General features: G+C 34.1%; 16 protein-coding genes and 1 pseudogene. 14 read left to right on the forward strand and 3 right to left on the reverse strand.

All coding sequences use genetic code 11. The features are described from left to right. The first annotated feature begins 2 nt into the window (after positions 1–2). Together NJT12_RS02785 and NJT12_RS02790 are read left to right on the forward strand one after the other, a co-directional pair. Positions 3–593 (forward strand): hypothetical protein, encoded by a 591-nt coding sequence (locus NJT12_RS02785; RefSeq protein WP_271334408.1) that lies wholly within the window; start codon positions 3–5, stop codon positions 591–593. Between the two features lie 5 nt (positions 594–598). After that, positions 599–1,000, forward strand: coding sequence for a hypothetical protein (locus NJT12_RS02790; protein ID WP_271334409.1), 402 nt, complete (start codon positions 599–601; stop codon positions 998–1,000). 287 nt (positions 1,001–1,287) lie between these two features. Here the strand turns inward: NJT12_RS02790 and NJT12_RS02795 are convergent, their stop codons facing one another. Continuing rightward, complete coding sequence (locus NJT12_RS02795) at positions 1,288–2,481, reverse strand: DUF5009 domain-containing protein (protein WP_271334410.1); 1,194 nt, start codon at positions 2,479–2,481, stop codon at positions 1,288–1,290. A 227-nt stretch (positions 2,482–2,708) separates the two neighbouring features. Here NJT12_RS02795 and NJT12_RS02800 point away from each other — a divergent pair, with 227 nt between their 5' ends. The 4 genes and pseudogenes from NJT12_RS02800 to NJT12_RS02815 all read left to right on the forward strand — a co-directional run bounded on the left by NJT12_RS02800 (position 2,709) and on the right by NJT12_RS02815 (position 6,652). Then, a complete protein-coding gene (locus tag NJT12_RS02800) occupies positions 2,709–3,674 on the forward strand; it encodes a T9SS C-terminal target domain-containing protein (protein WP_271334411.1) in 966 nt (321 codons plus the stop codon). Between the two features lie 90 nt (positions 3,675–3,764). After that, positions 3,765–5,627 (forward strand): ABC-F family ATP-binding cassette domain-containing protein, encoded by a 1,863-nt coding sequence (locus tag NJT12_RS02805; RefSeq protein WP_271334412.1) that lies wholly within the window; start codon positions 3,765–3,767, stop codon positions 5,625–5,627. A 105-nt stretch (positions 5,628–5,732) separates the two neighbouring features. Further along, positions 5,733–6,101: pseudogene (locus NJT12_RS02810) on the forward strand (four helix bundle protein). A gap of 83 nt (positions 6,102–6,184) precedes the next feature. Beyond that, entirely contained in the window at positions 6,185–6,652 is a 468-nt protein-coding gene (locus tag NJT12_RS02815) for an FKBP-type peptidyl-prolyl cis-trans isomerase (RefSeq protein ID WP_271334413.1), read from the forward strand. Positions 6,653–6,760: 108 nt separating this feature from the next. Here NJT12_RS02815 and NJT12_RS02820 read toward each other — a convergent pair whose 3' ends face one another. Further along, positions 6,761–8,311 (reverse strand): SDR family NAD(P)-dependent oxidoreductase, encoded by a 1,551-nt coding sequence (locus NJT12_RS02820; protein ID WP_271334494.1) that lies wholly within the window; start codon positions 8,309–8,311, stop codon positions 6,761–6,763. A 183-nt stretch (positions 8,312–8,494) separates the two neighbouring features. Here NJT12_RS02820 and NJT12_RS02825 point away from each other — a divergent pair, with 183 nt between their 5' ends. After that, positions 8,495–9,283 (forward strand): O-methyltransferase, encoded by a 789-nt coding sequence (locus NJT12_RS02825; protein WP_271334414.1) that lies wholly within the window; start codon positions 8,495–8,497, stop codon positions 9,281–9,283. Positions 9,284–9,336: 53 nt separating this feature from the next. Here NJT12_RS02825 and NJT12_RS02830 read toward each other — a convergent pair whose 3' ends face one another. Then, positions 9,337–9,996, reverse strand: a complete 660-nt coding sequence (locus NJT12_RS02830) for a DUF6565 domain-containing protein (protein ID WP_271334415.1) — start codon at positions 9,994–9,996, stop codon at positions 9,337–9,339. Positions 9,997–10,305: 309 nt separating this feature from the next. On the opposite strand from NJT12_RS02830, the gene NJT12_RS02835 reads away from it, so the two are divergent. From NJT12_RS02835 to NJT12_RS02865, 7 genes are all read left to right on the forward strand, one after another. After that, complete coding sequence (locus tag NJT12_RS02835; protein ID WP_271334416.1) at positions 10,306–10,992, forward strand: ABC transporter ATP-binding protein; 687 nt, start codon at positions 10,306–10,308, stop codon at positions 10,990–10,992. An 81-nt stretch (positions 10,993–11,073) separates the two neighbouring features. Continuing rightward, the gene (locus tag NJT12_RS02840) at positions 11,074–11,643 is read left to right on the forward strand and encodes a cob(I)yrinic acid a,c-diamide adenosyltransferase (RefSeq protein WP_271334417.1); all 570 of its coding nucleotides are present in this window, start codon (positions 11,074–11,076) and stop codon (positions 11,641–11,643) included. 239 nt (positions 11,644–11,882) lie between these two features. Next, positions 11,883–12,104 (forward strand): DUF2795 domain-containing protein, encoded by a 222-nt coding sequence (locus NJT12_RS02845; protein ID WP_007138072.1) that lies wholly within the window; start codon positions 11,883–11,885, stop codon positions 12,102–12,104. Between the two features lie 87 nt (positions 12,105–12,191). After that, positions 12,192–15,533, forward strand: coding sequence for a preprotein translocase subunit SecA (secA, locus tag NJT12_RS02850; RefSeq protein ID WP_271334418.1), 3,342 nt, complete (start codon positions 12,192–12,194; stop codon positions 15,531–15,533). A 252-nt stretch (positions 15,534–15,785) separates the two neighbouring features. Next, positions 15,786–16,163 carry a hypothetical protein gene (locus NJT12_RS02855; protein WP_271334419.1) on the forward strand — a complete coding sequence of 126 codons (378 nt, stop codon included), beginning with the start codon at positions 15,786–15,788 and terminating at the stop codon, positions 16,161–16,163. Between the two features lie 117 nt (positions 16,164–16,280). Next, positions 16,281–17,084, forward strand: a complete 804-nt coding sequence (locus NJT12_RS02860) for an MbnP family protein (protein WP_271334420.1) — start codon at positions 16,281–16,283, stop codon at positions 17,082–17,084. Between the two features lie 249 nt (positions 17,085–17,333). After that, positions 17,334–18,374 carry a cytochrome-c peroxidase gene (locus NJT12_RS02865; protein WP_271334421.1) on the forward strand — a complete coding sequence of 347 codons (1,041 nt, stop codon included), beginning with the start codon at positions 17,334–17,336 and terminating at the stop codon, positions 18,372–18,374. Positions 18,375–18,771: the final 397 nt, after the last annotated feature.

Below are 18,771 nucleotides of genomic sequence, written 5' to 3' on the forward strand. Positions count from 1 at the left end.
CTATGAAAAAGAAAATATTAAGTAAATTCAATTCGTTGCTTTTAATTCTAATAACGGGATTTTTCATGTTTGGATTTACTTCTTTAAAAAAAGATTCAGACAGGAATTTAGTAAAAACCTCAACTTGGTATATTGCGGGACCTTCTGTAGAAAATCAGGAAACAATTAATCGCATTCGGCAAGAAAAAGAGATCATTAAAGTTACTGCAAAAGACAATCCTACAGGAGAAATTGAATTGAATGTCCTGATTACAGATTCAGATTCGAATGATGGCGCTCCGACTAATTTATCTGACCATTCTAAATTTGTGACTATTACCTATAAATCATCACATTTAATAAAATTACAAGCCCGCGAAGGCAATAAAGAAGGAACAGGCTGCGTTCATGGAGGTTCACATCCTAGAGTTGATTTAGAAGCCTCACCAAAAAAATTTACAACAGTTAAAATTCCATGGTCTGATTTTAAACAAGACGGATTATCTCACGGTACACTTTTAAACCCTCACAATCTTTGTAAATTCAATTTTGTGAATTACAATCCGGTTTCAGGAGCATTTTTAGAAATTAAAGCAGTTATAGTTCAAAATTAAAAAACATGAAAACAAAACTTTTTATTTTACTTTTCGTTACCGTATTATTTTCCAATTTCGGCTATAGCCAAAAAAAAACTACTACCTCAAAAATAGATATTAATGGCGTTTGGGAAGATATTAATCCTGACGTTCAGAATGCAGTTGTTATTATCTCAGAACTAAACGGAAAAGTTATTTTCTCTCATTATCTGGAATGGAAAGGGAAAAAATTTGTAGAAAGTGGTACAGGAAAACGAATTGGAAACACAGTTGGTTACACCGTAGATGTCACTTTACCAATTAAAGGCTGGGCAACGGCAGGAACACACACTTTGACATTATCTGAAGACGGAACCACGCTTGAAGGAACTTTCGTCGACAATAAAAAAAGAACAGGTCCAATTGCGTTTAAGAGAATCCGTTAAATTTTTTTTCAGGTTGAAATGAGATTTTAACCGCAAAGTCCGCAAGTTTTTTTTTATTTAATTCTTTATTAAAATGCAAAGTTCGCAAAGCTTTATGTTTAAAACTTTGCGAACTTTGCGTAAATTTTATTAAGCTTTACGGTTAATTCTTTTGCCACAGATTAAAAGATTTTCTTAATGCAATAATAAAAATAATTCGCACCGCTTTATAAGCTTCGAATTCTTTCAAAAGTTAAATCTTAGCGAACTTTTCGTAAATCTTTGCGGCCTTTGCGGTTAAACAACTATTACAAATGCAATTGAATCTTATACTTGTTGCATAATTTCATGACAAACAACATAATGGTCGAAAACACCAATGACCAGATAATTCCCGGAACTCCTTCTCTAAAATATCCCGGAATAATATGAATTTGAAAAGCTTTACAGAAATAATAAATTACACCAGGCAAAATATAAATCAATAACGGATTTGCGGCTGCAGGCATAAAGAAATTACTCCATTTTGTTTGTTTTTTAATTTCCATCAGCCAATATAAAAAGTAGAATAAAACCGTACAGATTGTTGCAGAAAACATTGTCCAGGATGGAGTGCTTTTAATTTTTGAGATTCCAAAATAAGGTCTTAATAAATATCCTGTTACAAAAAACAAAACCGCAAAACCTACTACGGCCCAATTGATTTTGGCAGCTACTTTTCGATCAAAAAATAACAACGAAATTACCACTCCGGCAGAAACTACTGCAGCGTGGGTTAAATGTCCGGCTATAAAACCAAACCAGGGAATTTGATGTAATGCAGATCCTTCGGTTAAATTTATTGCATTTGCCGCCACGCAAACTACTAAAAAAGCAATCATTGCCCATAATCTTCCCGAAACAATCCAATAATATACAACTGTAAAAAGATACGCCCAACCAATTAACCCTAGAATTCCCCACCATTTTGGCGTGATCCCAATTTCGCCTGTTTCCTCCTGAACATATAAAAAATATAGCGCTACTAAAACCAGCATTCCGCCATAATGAAGTGTGTTTTTTAACCAAACCGGAAAATCTTTTGGGTATTTATTCCAAATCGGAATTGGCATCGCATACGCTAAAAGTCCCCAAAACACAGGTTCGATGATCATTTTTGACGCATCATATCCATATTCTGCATTGACCATATAAACACCAATGACAATTAATGCCAAAGCTCTTTTTAAAGTGTGTGTCCAGATTGTTTTAGCACTATCGCCTTTGAGTAAACGGGCATTAAATGCAAAAGGAACTGACATTCCCACAATAAATAAAAAAGCTGGAAAAACTACATCTACAAATGTCATTGCATCAGCATCAGCCGGCATATGTTTCATCCATTGTGGTACATTTTTGACACTTGCCAATTCGTTTACAAAAATCATAATAAAAATGGTAATTCCTCGTAAAGCATCAATAGAAATAATCCTTTGATTGTATAAATTTTCTTTAATTTTCATAAAAATGTAGGTTTTTAGCAATCTCAAATATAACATAATTCCGAAACCTTCAATTACATTTGTTACATAAAAAACCAACAATAACAAATTCCTTCTGTTTCGATACTTTTGCAACATCAAACCTTTATTAAAATTAAAAGCGCTTTAGTACCATTAAAAAACAGCATTTTTTCTATCTTTAATAATATACTATAGATTTCTTCTTTTTATATTTAATATTGCAGATCATGATTAAAACAATTTTATTTTTTTTCCTCATCTCATTTTCTGCTTACGCACAAATTTCAGGATGTACAGATCCTCTTTCTAAAAATTATAACCCAAATGCTACTGTAAACGACGGAAGCTGCGTTTATAAAAATTTAAAATTAAAACCTCAATACTCCATTAAATTAAGTGATTCAATCAAAGAAACTTCTGGATTAATTGCTTTTCATGATTTATTATGGACACATAATGACGATCATGAAAAAACGATTTACGGATTAGATTCTTTAGGGAAAATTCGAAAAAAGATTATTCTGGATAAAACAACCAATCACGACTGGGAAGAAATTTCTCAGGATAGTACCCATCTGTACATTGGGGATTTTGGAAATAATTATTCCGGAAACAGAACGGATTTGTCAATTTTAAAAATTAATAAAAAATCATTTTTAGAAGATAAACCAGAGATCGAGATTATTACATTTCGTTTTTCTGACCAAACTGATTTATCGCCTAAAAAACCAAATTCTACTAATTTTGATTGCGAAGCTTTTATTGTTTCAAAAGACAGTATTTATTTGTTTACAAAACAATGGAAGAACTCTGGAACGACTATTTATACTTTACCCAATACAGCCGGCGATCATATTGCAAAGCTCAAAGATACTTTTGACACAAAAGGTTTGGTAACGGGCGCGACTTATCTTGAGTCTAAAAAATTAATTGTGCTTTGTGGTTATTCTAAAATAGGAAAACCATTTTTATATCTTTTATACGATTACAAAAACAACGATTTTTTATCCGGAAACAAACGAAGAATGACCTTAAAATTTCCTATCCTTCAAATAGAAGGAATCGCTACTCAGGATGGTTTGCATTATTATTTAACGAATGAATCGTTGATTCGGAAACCTGTTATCAATGTTCCGCAGCAAATTCATCGCATTGATTTAAGTCCTGTTTTAAATTCCTATCTCCATAAATAATTCGCAAATAGCAATATAATAGCTTACTTTTGCAAAAAAGTTGTGTTTTGTAAAACATTCATAACTTCTAATTTAACTCATAATTACAACGTGAATTACTTATCTGTAGAAAATATATCCAAGTCATTTGGCGAAAGAACCTTATTTGACAACATCTCTTTTGGAATCAATAAGGATCAAAAAATTGCTTTCATTGCCAAAAATGGCTCTGGAAAAACAACTATTATGAGTATTATCAATGGTTTGGAAGAACCGGATACAGGTCAGGTAGTTTTAAGAAAGGGTATTAAAATGGCTTTTCTTTCACAAAACAATAACTTACAAGAAGAGTTAACTATTGAAGAAAGCATATTTGCATCTGATAATGAAACCCTGAAAGTTATTGAAGCTTATGAAAAAGCATTAGAAAATCCGGAAGACGAAGAAGCGTATCAAAAAGCTTTTGACGGAATGGACCAGCATAATGCATGGGATTTTGAAACTCAATACAAGCAAATTTTGTTTAAACTAAAACTGGAAAACTTTAAACTAAAAGTAAAAAGTCTTTCCGGAGGTCAGAAAAAACGTTTATCATTAGCTATTATCCTGATCAATCGTCCTGATTTATTAATCCTGGATGAGCCTACCAATCACCTTGATCTTGAAATGATCGAATGGCTGGAAAGCTATTTTGCAAAAGAAAACATTACGTTGTTTATGGTAACGCACGACCGTTTCTTCTTAGAGCGTGTTTGTAACGAAATCATAGAATTAGACAACGGAAAATTATACCAATACAAAGGAAATTATTCTTACTACTTAGAGAAAAAAGAAGAACGAATTGCTTCTGAAAATTCTAGCGTCGATAAAGCGCAAAACTTATTTGTAAAAGAATTAGAATGGATGCGCCGCCAGCCAAAAGCGAGAACGACAAAATCTAAATCGCGTCAGGATGACTTTTATGACATTAAAGAAAAGGCACAAAGCCGCCGTCGTGAAAATAAAGTAGAACTTGAAATTAATATGGAACGTATGGGAAGCAAGATTATCGAGCTTCACAAAATTTCTAAAAAATTCAAGGATCACGTTATTTTAGATAATTTCAGTTTTGATTTCCAACGTGGTGAACGTATCGGAATTATTGGTAAAAATGGTACAGGAAAATCGACTTTCCTGAATTTATTAACAGGAACACTTCCTCTGGATTCCGGAAAAGTCGTTGTTGGAGAAACAATTAAGATTGGATATTATACGCAAAGCGGAATCAATCCAAAACCGGGTCAACGTGTTATCGATGTTATTAAGGAATACGGAGAATATATTCCGTTGATGAAAGGAAAGATTATTTCGGCTTCACAATTATTGGAGCGTTTTCTTTTTGATGCCAAAAAACAATATGATTTTGTAGACAGATTAAGTGGTGGAGAATTAAAACGTTTGTATTTATGTACGGTATTAATTCAAAATCCTAACTTCCTGATTCTGGATGAGCCTACAAACGATTTGGATATCGTGACATTAAACGTTTTAGAGAGTTTCCTTTTGGATTATCCGGGATGTTTATTGGTAGTTTCTCACGATAGATATTTTATGGATAAAATTGTCGATCACCTATTCATTTTTAGAGGACAAGGTGTTATTGAAGATTTCCCAGGAAACTACTCTGATTTCAGAGCTTATGAAGATAGTAGCGATGTTGCTCAAAAAGAAGAAAACAAAGCAGAGAAGAAAGATTGGAAACAAAATAATCCAACAGGAAACCTAACTTTTAACGAGCAAAAAGAATATCAAAAACTAGAAAGAGAAATTAAAGATCTCGAAATTGACAAAACCAAAATCGAACAATTATTCTCTGACGGAAAAGTTCCCGACGCTGATATCGAAAAAAAAGCAAACGAATTGCAGAACATCATCAATAAAATAGATCAGAAAGAGGAGCGCTGGTTCGAGCTTTCGGCTAAGATTGAAGGGTAGTTTTTTAGTTTTCAGTCTCGGTCGCAGTTTTCAGTTTGGTTGCGAAATACTTTTTAAATTAAGTTTTTTCTTATTTTTTTTTAAATATCCTTGTAAAATTAAACAATGGATTTTAAAGAATTATTAGCTTATAAAAAGTCTTTTGAAATTGCAATGGAAATATTTGAACTTTCAAAGGCATTCCCTAACGAAGAAAAATATTCATTAACTGATCAAATAAGATGATCTGCAAGATGTGTTTCAGCAAATATTGCAGAATCTTATCGAAAGAGAAGATATGCAAATCACTTTATAAGCAAATTGACTGACAGTGATGCTGAGAACTCAGAAACGAATGTTTGGTTAGATTTTTCACTTAAATGTGACTATATTAATCAAGCAAAATTCGATATCCTAAATGCGAAAAACATTGAGATTGGAAAACTAATAAATTACATGATTAACAATCCTGGTAAATTTGGATGTACGATCTAATATTCTCTGAACAAGACTAAAAACTGAGACTGTGACTAAAAACTAAAATTTTACTATATTAGCACCTTAAAAATAAATACCATATGAAATACCTATTATCAGCATTTTTTGCAATGACTTTATTTGTTTCTTGTTCTTCTAATGATAAAGATTCAAAAAAAACAGATTACACTGTCGAGAATGAAAAAGAAATCACTGATTACATCGCTAAAAATAAACTAACAGCGACAAGAACAGATTCTGGTTTGTATTATATTATCAACGAGCCTGGAACGGGAGCTCAACCTACAGCAACATCAAATGTAACTGTAGCTTACAGAGGATACTTTACTAATGGAACAATATTTGACCAAAGTAAACCAGAAGGTCTTTCTTTTGGACTAAATCAAGTTATTAAAGGTTGGACAGAAGGTATTCCTCATTTTAAAGAAGGAGGAAAAGGAGCTTTACTAATACCTTCTCATTTAGGTTACGGAAGTTCTAGTTCTGGCACTATCCCAGGAGGTTCAGTACTTATCTTTGACATTAATTTAATTAAAGTCAACAAATAAAAACACAAAAGCATCTTAATAAAAAAGCACAACAAAATTTAATTCTGTTGTGCTTTTTTTTTATTTTATTAAATTCTGAAAAACTGAGATAGCGACTAAAAACTAATTCTACCAGGGAATTGGATTATAATCTTTTAAGAATTTTCCGCACCAGTGTTTTCCCGTATTGATTCCGTCAAACAAAGGATCCATAACACGTGCAGCACCATCAACAATATCCAGTGGCGGTTGAAAATCTTCTAATTCCTGTTTCTTTTTGGCCAGTTCAGCGGGATCTTCATCTGTTACCCAGCCTGTATCAACGGCATTCATAAAAATACCATGTTTGGCTAAAGTTCCGGATGACGTATGCGTTAACATATTCAAAGCCGCTTTTGCCATATTCGTATGTGGATGGCGATCTTCTTTAAAGAAACGATGAAACTTCCCTTCCATTGCCGAAACATTAATAATATGTTTTTGTCCCGTATTGTCTTTTTTCATCACTTCCGAAAGGCGGTTACACAAGACAAAAGGCGCAACAGAATTTACCAGTTGCACTTCGATCATTTCGGTAGTTTCTATTTGTCCTAAACGCAAACGCCAGCTATTTGTTTTTCGCAAATCGACTTGTTGCAAGTCAGCATCAAGTTCTCCTTCCGGAAAAACTTCATTGGCGACCAACGCATTATCAAAAGAATACGGAATTTGAGATAATTGGGCCGAAGCACGCAAACCAATTCCGGGTTCAGGTCCATGCCAGGTTACCGGCATATTTTCATTAGATGAAGCTCCGCTTGTCAGCATCTTTAATTCATCCAGACAATTAAGATGATCCAATAATAATTCCTGCGCTTGCTTAGGCAATGCACTGATTGGCAATTCTTCATTTTGCATCAAATGCGAATAAAATCCTGCAGGACGTCTAACAGTTTGTGCCGCATTATTGATCAAAATATCAAGGCGTTCGTATTTTTGCTCAATAAAATTGCAAAAAATCTCCACACTCGGAATATGTCTTAAATCTAAACCATGAATTTTTAAGCGATGTCCCCATTCCATAAAATCATCTTCTTTCGCAAATCGCAAAGCCGAATCTACCGGAAAACGAGTCGTAGCAATAACAGTTGCTCCGCCACGCAATAACATCAAAGTAATATGATATCCAATCTTTAAACGGGAACCTGTAATAATAGCAACTTGGCCTTTTACATCCGCCGTCTGGAAGCGTTTAGCGTAATTAAAATCACCACAATCCGTACACATTGTATCATAAAAGTGATGCATTTTAGTAAACTCTGTTTTACACACATAACAATTTCTTGGCGTCTCAAGTTCTAATTGCTCTTTATGAGCAAGATCATTATACGCTAATAACTTAGGAGCAACAAATACACTGGCCTCACGCGCATGACGAATTCCGGTTTCTTTACGCGCCGTTTTGTCTTTCTTTTCTTTTTTACGCTTGGCAGCTTGTACACCATCTTTTACCCTTCTGGAAAACTCATCCCTGTCAGGTCTGGAAAACAGTCCTGCTTCTTTAATTAAGGAGATTCGTTGTTCTTTCGGAATATCAAATATAAGATCTGTATTTGTATTCAATTGTGCTAAAATAGCAATGCATCGATTAATTTCTTCAGAAGATATCTTACTTGTACCTTCTATTTCTTCCTTCAACATCATAAAAAACGTATTACTATTAGCTTAAATTTAAAGTCTGCAAATATAGTCTTTTAAAAGTCTAAAGTTGTAAAGTCAAAAGTGAGAAAGCAATACTAGTATCTCTAAAACTTTTGACCTTTGACTTTCTGACTTTTGACTTTCTCCTTTTTTGTATCTTCGCGCCTACTTGTAAATTTTACTATGCTATTTCAAATAAAATCATATTTAAAATTCCTTTGGAACTCCAAAAATGAACACGGTGTACATTCGCCTTTTGTGTTTAACTTATTGACGAAGTGTTTTTATGACAAAAAAACAAAACCAGAATATTTGATCTTAAAAAATTATAGAAAATCCCTCGTAGAAAATCAAAATTTCATCGAAGTATCTGATTTTGGCGGATCAAAAGTTTTTAAATCGAATAGAAGACAAATTTCTAAAATAGCTAAAACAGCAGGAATTTCACCAAAACATGCCGAATTACTTTTTAGGGTGACTAATTATTTTCAGCCTAAAAATATTCTCGAAATCGGAACCTCTTTAGGTTTGGCTACGTCTGCCCTGGCTCTAGGTAATACCAATGCAAAAGTTATTACACTCGAAGGCTGCCCGGAAACTGCGAATGTCGCTAAAACTCAATTAGAAAATTTTAATTGTAACAATGTTAATCCGGTAATAACTGAATTCGAAAAATATTTTCAGGAAATCAAACTGAGACTGAATACTGACACTGAAAACTTTGATCTAATATACTTCGACGGTAATCATTCTAAAAAAGCCACTTTGGCTTATTTTGATCTCTTGCTAACAACGATTACGAATGATTCCGTTTGGATTTTTAATGATATTCATTGGTCACCAGAAATGGAAGATGCCTGGGAGCTCATAAAAAACCATCCAAAAGTTACCGTAACTATTGATACGTTTCAATGGGGATTTGTATTTTTTAGATACGAGCAGGAAAAAGAACACTTTGTAATCAGGGCATAAAAAAAAGACAACCATCGCTGATTGCCTTTTTAATACTAATTCAATTTACTCAATTATTTTTTAGCAGCTTTATTCTCTTCTGATTTCGCTCCCATTCTGTTAAGAGTATACATTGGAGCAAATTTTACTTTTAAACCTGCAATTTTTCTATTGTCTTCAGAGGTAAGACCTTCTTTTTCAACCGTGTTTTTTCGGCTATCAAGAGCTTCATACATGATTTTAATTTTATCCCAGTCTTCACGGGAATATTTATCTTTATTATTCTCTACGGTATGAACAAATTGTTGGTATACACTGTGAATATTTTTAGCGTTTACCCAATCAAAATTCATATCCTCGCCAATTTTTCCTTCACCAAATAAGGAATTTCTTAATTGTTGTTGTGGGCTTGGAGCGGGAGGGGCAAAAACGGTGGTCATTTCATTTTTAAATTCTTCGTATTTGACTTTACTCGCATTTATTTTTTCTGTAGCAGCTGAGTTGTCTTTAATATCTGCAAGTGCTGTTTGAGCTTCTGCAGCTCTTCTGTCATACTCTGCTTCTACATCTTTCCAATCTGCTTTCAAATCGTCTGCTTTAACATTCTTAACCGAGTCTACGTAGGCTACATAAGAGTCGATTGTTTTTTGAGCTTTTTCTTGTTTCTCATCTTTACACGATGTAAAGCTTAATGCAACTAATGCAATTCCTGATAACAATTGTATGTTTTTCATAATTCTGATTATTAAAGATTAGACAACAAATATAGTTAAAATTTTAAATAAAAATAAATAATACATAATAAATTAATAATTTCATTAAAAATAATTCAGTTAAAAATAGAAAATATGACAATTATGTAATTATATTCAAAAATCATATAACAACTTATTCAGTCATTATTTTATAATTAATGTAAAAACAATAATTCCGATAAAAGGACAAGTTCAAATCAACAATTTTTGTAACAAAAATCAATTTCACGCTACTTATCGTTTATTGAAAAGTGTTTTGTACTTTTAAATCCAAAATTGTAAATCGAAATGGCAAATCCATTAATTAAAATAACCAACATCAAACGAGATTTTGTATTAGGTAACGAAATTGTTTATGTTTTAAAAGGCATAGATTTAGAAATAAACAAAGGAGAATACGTGGCTTTAATGGGACCGTCAGGATCAGGAAAATCGACTTTAATGAATTTGTTAGGTTGTTTAGATACGCCAACTTCCGGACATTATGTTTTAAACGGAAAAGATGTCAGCAAAATGAAAGACGATGAATTGGCGGAAATTCGAAACAAAGAAATCGGTTTTGTATTTCAGACCTTCAATCTTTTACCCAGAACTACCGCTTTAGACAATGTCGCATTACCCATGATTTATGCGGGATATTCGAAATCTGAACGTAATGCGCGTGCAAGCGAAGTGCTCAAACAAGTAAATCTTGCTGATAGAATGGATCATCAGCCCAATCAGCTTTCAGGAGGTCAGCGCCAGCGTGTTGCTATTGCACGCGCCCTGGTCAACAAACCATCGATTATATTAGCCGACGAGCCAACAGGAAACTTAGACAGTAAAACCTCTGTAGAAATCATGAAACTCTTTGGCGATATTCACGCACAAGGAAATACTGTGATTCTGGTAACACACGAAGAAGATATTGCAGCTTATGCACATCGCATTATTCGTTTGCGCGATGGAATAATTGAAAGCGACACGACCAAATAGTTTTATTGTTTATTTGTTAAACTGAACAAAAGGAAAAACTTAGTCACTTAGCAACTCGGAACCTTAGCAACTTAAAAAAAAATGAAAGTTTATACAAAAACCGGAGATAAGGGAACCACAGCCCTTTTTGGAGGAACGCGCGTTCCTAAAGATCATATCAGGATTGACAGTTACGGAACTGTTGATGAATTGAACTCTTATATAGGACTCATTCGCGATCAGGAAATTGATGCACATTACAAAACTATTTTAATAGAAATTCAAGATCGTCTTTTTACGGTTGGTGCTATTCTTGCTACTCCGGCAGAAAAAGAAGTATTAAAAAATGGCGAACTTCGATTGAAAAATCTCGGAATTATAGATACTGACATTGAATTACTAGAGAATGAAATAGATAAAATGGAAGAAAGTCTTCCGCAAATGACCCATTTTGTTTTACCTGGAGGCCATCCAACTGTGTCACATTGTCATATTGCACGTTGTATTTGCCGTCGTGCAGAGCGTTTGGCAGTACATTTAAGCCACAATGAGCACGTACCTGAAATCGCAATCATGTACTTAAACCGACTTTCTGACTATCTTTTTGTCTTGGCACGGAAGTTGTCGTCAGACTTAAAAGCGGAAGAAGTGAAATGGATTCCAAGAAAGTAAATTTTCTTTAATTCCAATTTTTATAAATCCCAAATTCCAAAGAAATAATTTAAAAATTCTGCGAATTTAAATAATATACAAAATTCCAAATATTGGCAATTTTAGGTTCCTTTTTTGGAATTTTGAATTTATTTATTGGAATTTTAAGGAGACGTTCTTAAATTTTATTAAAATAAATCAAAATTTACTTGTCTTTTTCAGTAAAAAATTTATTTTTGCACAAACTAAACAGATAACAGATGTATTGGACATTAGAATTAGCATCTTATTTAAGTGATGCCCCATGGCCTGCTAACAAAGACGAACTTATTGACTACGCTATTAGAGCTGGTGCTCCATTAGAAGTAGTAGAAAACCTTCAGTCGATTGAAGACGAAGGAGAGATATATGAATCAATGGAAGAAATTTGGCCTGATTATCCAACAGACGAAGATTATCTTTGGAATGAGGATGAATATTAAAAAATAAACCAAAGGAAAAAGTCTCATCACCGAGGCTTTTTTTTTGGTTCAAATACACATTTACATAAAATAGAAATACAATAAATCATGAGTTTCATAAACAGTATTATTAAAGTCTTTGTAGGTGATAAATCACAGAAAGATGTCAAAGCTTTACAGCCCTATTTAACTAAAATTAAAACATTCGAAACCAGCTTAATGAGTTTGTCTCACGACGAATTGAGAGCCAGAACCGCATATTTTAAAGAAAAAATAAAAGAAGCCAGAGCTGATAAAGATGCTAAAATTGCTTCGCTAAAAGCAGAGGTAGAAAACATTGAAGACATTGACAAAAGAGAAGATCTTTATGATGCTATAGATACTCTTGAAAAAGAGGCTTATGAAATCTCTGAGAAAACTTTATTGGAAATTCTTCCTGAAGCTTTTTCTGTTGTTAAAGAAACAGCGCGTCGTTTTAAAGATAATTCTTTTATCGAAGTAACTGCAAGTCCAAAAGACAGAGAATTTTCAGCAACTAAAACATATATCACTATTGATGGTGATAAAGCCGTTTGGGCAAACAAATGGAATGCTGCCGGTAAAGAAATTACCTGGGACATGATTCACTACGATGTTCAGTTAATTGGTGGTATGGTTTTGCACGAAGGTAAAGTTGCAGAGATGCAAACAGGTGAGGGTAAAACTTTGGTTGCTACATTGCCACTTTACTTAAACGCCTTGACAGGAAACGGAGTTCACTTAGTAACCGTGAATGATTACCTTGCAAAACGTGATAGTACATGGAAAGCGCCTTTATTCGAATTTCACGGTTTAACTGTTGATTGTATCGATAATCACCAGCCAAGTACAGAACAAAGAAAAAAAGCATACGACGCTGATATCACTTACGGAACCAATAACGAATTTGGTTTTGACTACTTAAGAGATAACATGGCACATTCGCCAGCAGATTTAGTACAAAGAAAACACAACTACGCTATTGTCGATGAGGTCGATTCTGTATTAATTGATGATGCAAGAACACCACTTATTATTTCAGGACCGGTTCCTCAGGGAGATCGTCATGAATTTAATGAGTTAAAACCAAAAATCGAAAACTTAGTAAGTCTTCAACGTCAGTTGGCAAATGGTTTCTTAGCTGAAGCTAAAAAACTAATCAAAGAAGGAAACACTAAAGAAGGTGGTTTCTTATTATTGAGAGCTTACAGAAGTTTACCTAAAAATAAAGCATTAATTAAATTTTTGAGTGAAGAAGGAATCAAACAATTACTTCAAAAAACCGAAAATCAATATATGCAGGATAACAATCGCGAAATGCATAAAGTGGATGAAGCTTTGTATTTTGTAATTGAAGAAAAAAACAATCAAGTTGAATTGACTGATAATGGTATCCAATACCTTTCAGGCGATACTGATCCTGACTTTTTCGTACTTCCGGATATTGGAACTGAAATTGCAGCAATCGAAAAACAAAAACTCGATAAAGATGGTGAAGCGGAAGCTAAAGAAAGATTATTCCAGGATTTTGGGGTAAAAAGCGAGCGTATCCATACTCTTACTCAACTTTTGAAAGCGTATGCTCTTTTTGAAAAAGATGTAGAATACGTAATCATGGACAACAAGATTATGATTGTCGATGAGCAAACTGGTCGTATCATGGATGGTCGTCGTTATTCTGACGGTTTACACCAGGCGATCGAAGCTAAAGAAAATGTAAAAATCGAAGCTGCTACACAAACTTTTGCAACTGTTACATTACAGAATTACTTTAGAATGTACAGCAAATTAGGTGGTATGACAGGTACAGCGGTCACAGAAGCTGGCGAGTTATGGCAGATTTATAAATTAGACGTTGTTGAAATTCCAACCAACCGTCCGATGTCAAGAATAGACAAAGAAGATTATATCTATAAAACTACACGTGAAAAATTCAACGCTGTAATTGATGATGTAACTGAATTATCAAATGCAGGAAGACCAGTTTTAATTGGAACAACTTCTGTAGAGATTTCAGAATTATTAAGCCGAATGTTAAAAATGAGAGGCGTTAACCATAACGTTTTGAATGCAAAAATGCACAAACAAGAAGCTCAAATTGTTGAAGAAGCAGGTAAAGCCGGAGTTGTAACTATTGCAACAAATATGGCTGGTCGTGGTACGGATATTAAATTGACCCCAGAAGTAAAAGCTGCCGGAGGCTTAGCAATTATTGGTACAGAACGTCATGATTCACGTCGTGTTGACAGACAGTTACGTGGTCGTGCAGGACGTCAGGGAGATCCGGGAAGTTCGCAGTTCTATGTTTCTCTTGAAGATAACCTAATGCGTTTATTTGGTTCTGAAAGAGTTGCTAAAGTAATGGACAGAATGGGACTTCAGGAAGGTGAAGTTATTCAGCATTCTATGATGACTAAATCTATCGAACGTGCTCAGAAAAAAGTAGAAGAAAATAACTTTGGTGTTCGTAAACGTTTATTAGAATATGATGACGTAATGAACTCTCAACGTGAAGTAGTATACAAACGTCGTCGTCATGCTTTATTTGGCGAGCGTTTGAAACTGGATATCGCGAATATGCTTTATGATACTTGCGAATTAATCGTAAGCCAAACTAAGCCTACAAACGATTTCAAAAATTTCGAATTTGATTTGATCCGTTATTTCTCTATCACTTCTCCTATTTCTGAAGGTGATTTTGCAAGATTAACTGATATCGAAATCACAGGAAAAATATACAAAGAGACTTTAGCATTCTATACTGAAAAAACAGAAAGAAGTGCAAGAGAAGCTTTCCCAATCATAAAAGGAGTTTACGAAGAGCCAAACAATCAGTTTGAGCGTATCGTAGTTCCGTTTACTGACGGAATCAAAACTTTGAATGTTGTTACAGATTTGAAAAAAGCATATGATAGTCAAGGTACTCAGCTAATTGCTGATTTCGAAAAAAACATCACTTTATCTATTGTTGATGAAGCCTGGAAAAAACACTTACGTAAAATGGACGAATTGAAACAATCTGTTCAGTTAGCCGTTCACGAACAAAAAGATCCATTGCTTATTTACAAATTAGAAGCTTTTAATTTGTTTAGAGGAATGTTGGACAACGTAAACAAAGAAGTTATTTCATTCTTATTCAAAGGTGATTTACCGGCTCAAAACGTTCCTGAAATTCACGAAGCAAAAGAAGTTCGCCAAAAAGAAAACTTCAAATTAAGCAAAGACGAAATTGTAAACAGCGAAGACATCAACCGCGAAGCTGGAGAAACACAACAACGTCAGGTTACAGAAACCATTGTGAGAGACAATCCAAAAATCAACCGTAATGATACCGTAACAGTTCAGGAAGTTGCAACTGGTAAAACAGAAACAATGAAATTCAAAAAAGCAGAAACTTTAATCGCTTCTGGCGCTTGGGTTCTTGTTAAGTAAGCCTCAGTTTACAGTTTACAGTCGAAGTTTACAGACTGATATTCTTATATAGTTCAACCCCGTCAGTTTTAAAACCTGACGGGGTTGTCTTTTTAAATAGTTTACATATTGAGACTGGGACTGAAACTGAATACTGCAAACTGCTACTGGGACTATAAACTGAGACTAAAACTTTTTTTATAAAAAGCTCAAAAATCATTCGATATAAACGAATAAGATGTATTTTTGCTGTCGAAACAACGAAATCAACTCTTGAAGAAGTTTATTATCATAGTACTTTCTTTTATGCTTTTAGTGCCATCATTTGGCAGTTTCTTTGTTTATACCTCATTCAAATTAAATCAGGACGAAATTTCGAAAACGATTTGTGTACAACGCAAAATGCTTTTTAATTCTTGTAACGGCCGATGTGAACTTCAAAAGAGTTTAAAAAAATACGCCGACAATGAAAAGAAAATGCAAAACAACCTGAAAGAGAAAGTAGAGATTGTTTACATTCAAAATACAATTACAACACCATTCAAATTAGTAGCTCCTATAACTACTAAAGAAAATCTTTTTGCTTCTTTAGACCAAAAACCAATTTCGGTTTCAATTGCTACTTTTCGCCCTCCATCCTATTTTATATAATTTTTTAAATCGCATTTCAATTCTTTATTGAGATGATTATTTCGTTGTTTCAAAAACAATGGAATCGTGCTTACGCACACCCAAAATTTAAAATTACAATTATATAAAATTCATAAAATGAAAAACACTTTATACAAAGCCCTTGCTATTGTAGCAATTTCTATATCACTAATTTCATGTTCAAGCGACGATAATAAAAACGATACTTCAGGAAGCGGAAGCTTAATCTTAGAATATGACAATGGTTTTGGTACAAACGACTTGATTTTAAATACCCAAGGCAATACAACTTCTAACAATGAAGTATTAAAAATTAGCCTGATCAAATATATTGTTAGCAATGTAGTTTTAACAAAAGCCGACGGAACTACGGTAACTTACCCAAAAAGCAAAAGCTATTTTATTGCTGACGAAGGTGCTGCAGACGGACACGAATTTAAGCTTACTGATATTCCTGCCGGAGATTACGTAAAAGTAAAGTTCGGGATTGGAGTCGATGAAGATCAATGGAAATTAGGCGCTACCGGACAAGGCGATTTTCTTGCGCAGACTGACAAAGCTGGAATGTTATGGTCTTGGGCTGCGGGTTATAAATTCCTGGCTTTCGAAGGTACTTTTACATCGCCTACTGTTACTACACCAACACCTTTTATGATTCATACGGGCAAAACAGGAACTGATTATAATTATACTGAGGTTACACTTGATTTGCCAACAAAAGCATTGGTTCGTACTACTATTACACCAACAGTTCATTTTAAAATCGATTTGTCAAAAATCATTGACGGAACCAACAAAATCAAACTGTCTGACAATAATGCAGGCGGAATGGGCGCAATGATTATGGGCGGCGCGAACTTACCGCTTATTACTCAGAACATATCGGCTATGTTTAAAGTTGACCACGTACATAACGACTAATTTTATTTTAAGGAGCACAAAAATTTTGGTTTACCAGAAATAAAGTCCCGCTTTCCGTTTCAATCTTTTTATCCGCCGCGGCGGACAAAAAGGATTTCTACTGCAATCGGGGCTAAACCAGAATTTTTTGTACTTCTAATAAATCAAAGAGCAATCACAAAGAAATTTTAATGTCATTGTAATTTGTGCAAATTCGTGCAATTATTGGCAAAAAAATATGTTGTCTTGCTTTTTATTAAACTTAAAATCATGCTGAAAATAAAATATTTTCTATGGCTGATGATTCCGTTGTTATGGAGTTGCTCTAATCAGGATGACCAATATGTAAATATTCCTCTGGAATTTACTGTTCCTTCAAACTTTCCTGCTTTAGCGTACAATATATCACTGAATCCGCCAACAGAAAAAGGATTTGAACTGGGTAAAAAACTGTTCTACGACGGACGTTTAGCGTCTGACGGAATTGTTTCTTGTGGCTTTTGTCACATACAAGCCAATGCGTTTACACATCACGGACATACAGTAAGTCATGGTGTAGACAATGCGCAAGGCACCCGAAACACACCATCGATTCAGAATCTCGCTTACCAAACTACATTTATGTACGACGGATCTGCAGACCATCTTGACTTACAGCCTATAATTCCAATTACGAGTATTATAGAGATGAATGGAAACCTGAACGACATCTTAAAAATGATGAAAGCTGACAAAGAGTATCAAAAGCTATTTGGACTTGCTTTTGATGACGGCGCGATTACGACCGAAAATATGTTAAAAGCTCTTTCGCAATTTATGGTTATGGTTACTTCATCTAATTCACGATTCGATAAATACAGGCGAAATGAATCCGGAGGAACTTTGACAAACGATGAATTGGCTGGTTACGATTTGTTTAAATCAAAATGTGCTTCTTGTCACGCGACAGATTTACAAACTGATAATTCATTTCGCAACAATGGCTTAGCTGTAAACCCAATGGTAAATGATGTTGGGCGTTATAAACTAACCGAATTGGTGACAGATTATTACAAATTCAAAGTACCAAGTTTACGAAATGTAGAAGTTTCAGGACCTTATATGCACGACGGAAGATTTGGCACTCTAGAAGGCGTTCTCGATCATTATGCAAGCGGTATAGAAAACTCTGCAACTCTGGATCCGGTATTAAAACAAAACGGAAAGTTTGGGATTGCACTTTCTGACACAGACAAAAAACAAATTATAGCTTTCCTGAAAACATTGACTGATAATCAATATTTGACTGATAAACGTTTCTCGGAATTTTAAGAAAATTAGCCCACGGGTTTTACGGATTACTGATTAACGCAGATTAAAAGCAATTGAGAATCATATTTAAAAAAAATCATTTTAATCCGTGTAATCTGTGGCAAAAAATATCGCCGAAGTTTGTCATCATTTCGAGGAACGAGATCCGATCGATAGCGAACAGGCGAAGCAAATCACACACGTTGATCAAACAAAGATTGGCCCTTTTCTTTACGGAGTTTCTAGTGTGATTTCTCCTTCGTCGAAATGACAAGATTGTGTAAACACTTTTGCTATTCACGATAGTTATCAAGAGTAGCAAAAAATAAAAATATAATAAAAACCGGAGTCCTAGCCCCGATTGAAGTGGAAAGCCTTTTTGAAAAAAGACCTTATTTTTCCTGAGTTTATAAAGCAA

It is taken from the genome of Flavobacterium azizsancarii (genome assembly GCF_027980145.1).
GTDB lineage: Bacteria > Bacteroidota > Bacteroidia > Flavobacteriales > Flavobacteriaceae > Flavobacterium > Flavobacterium azizsancarii.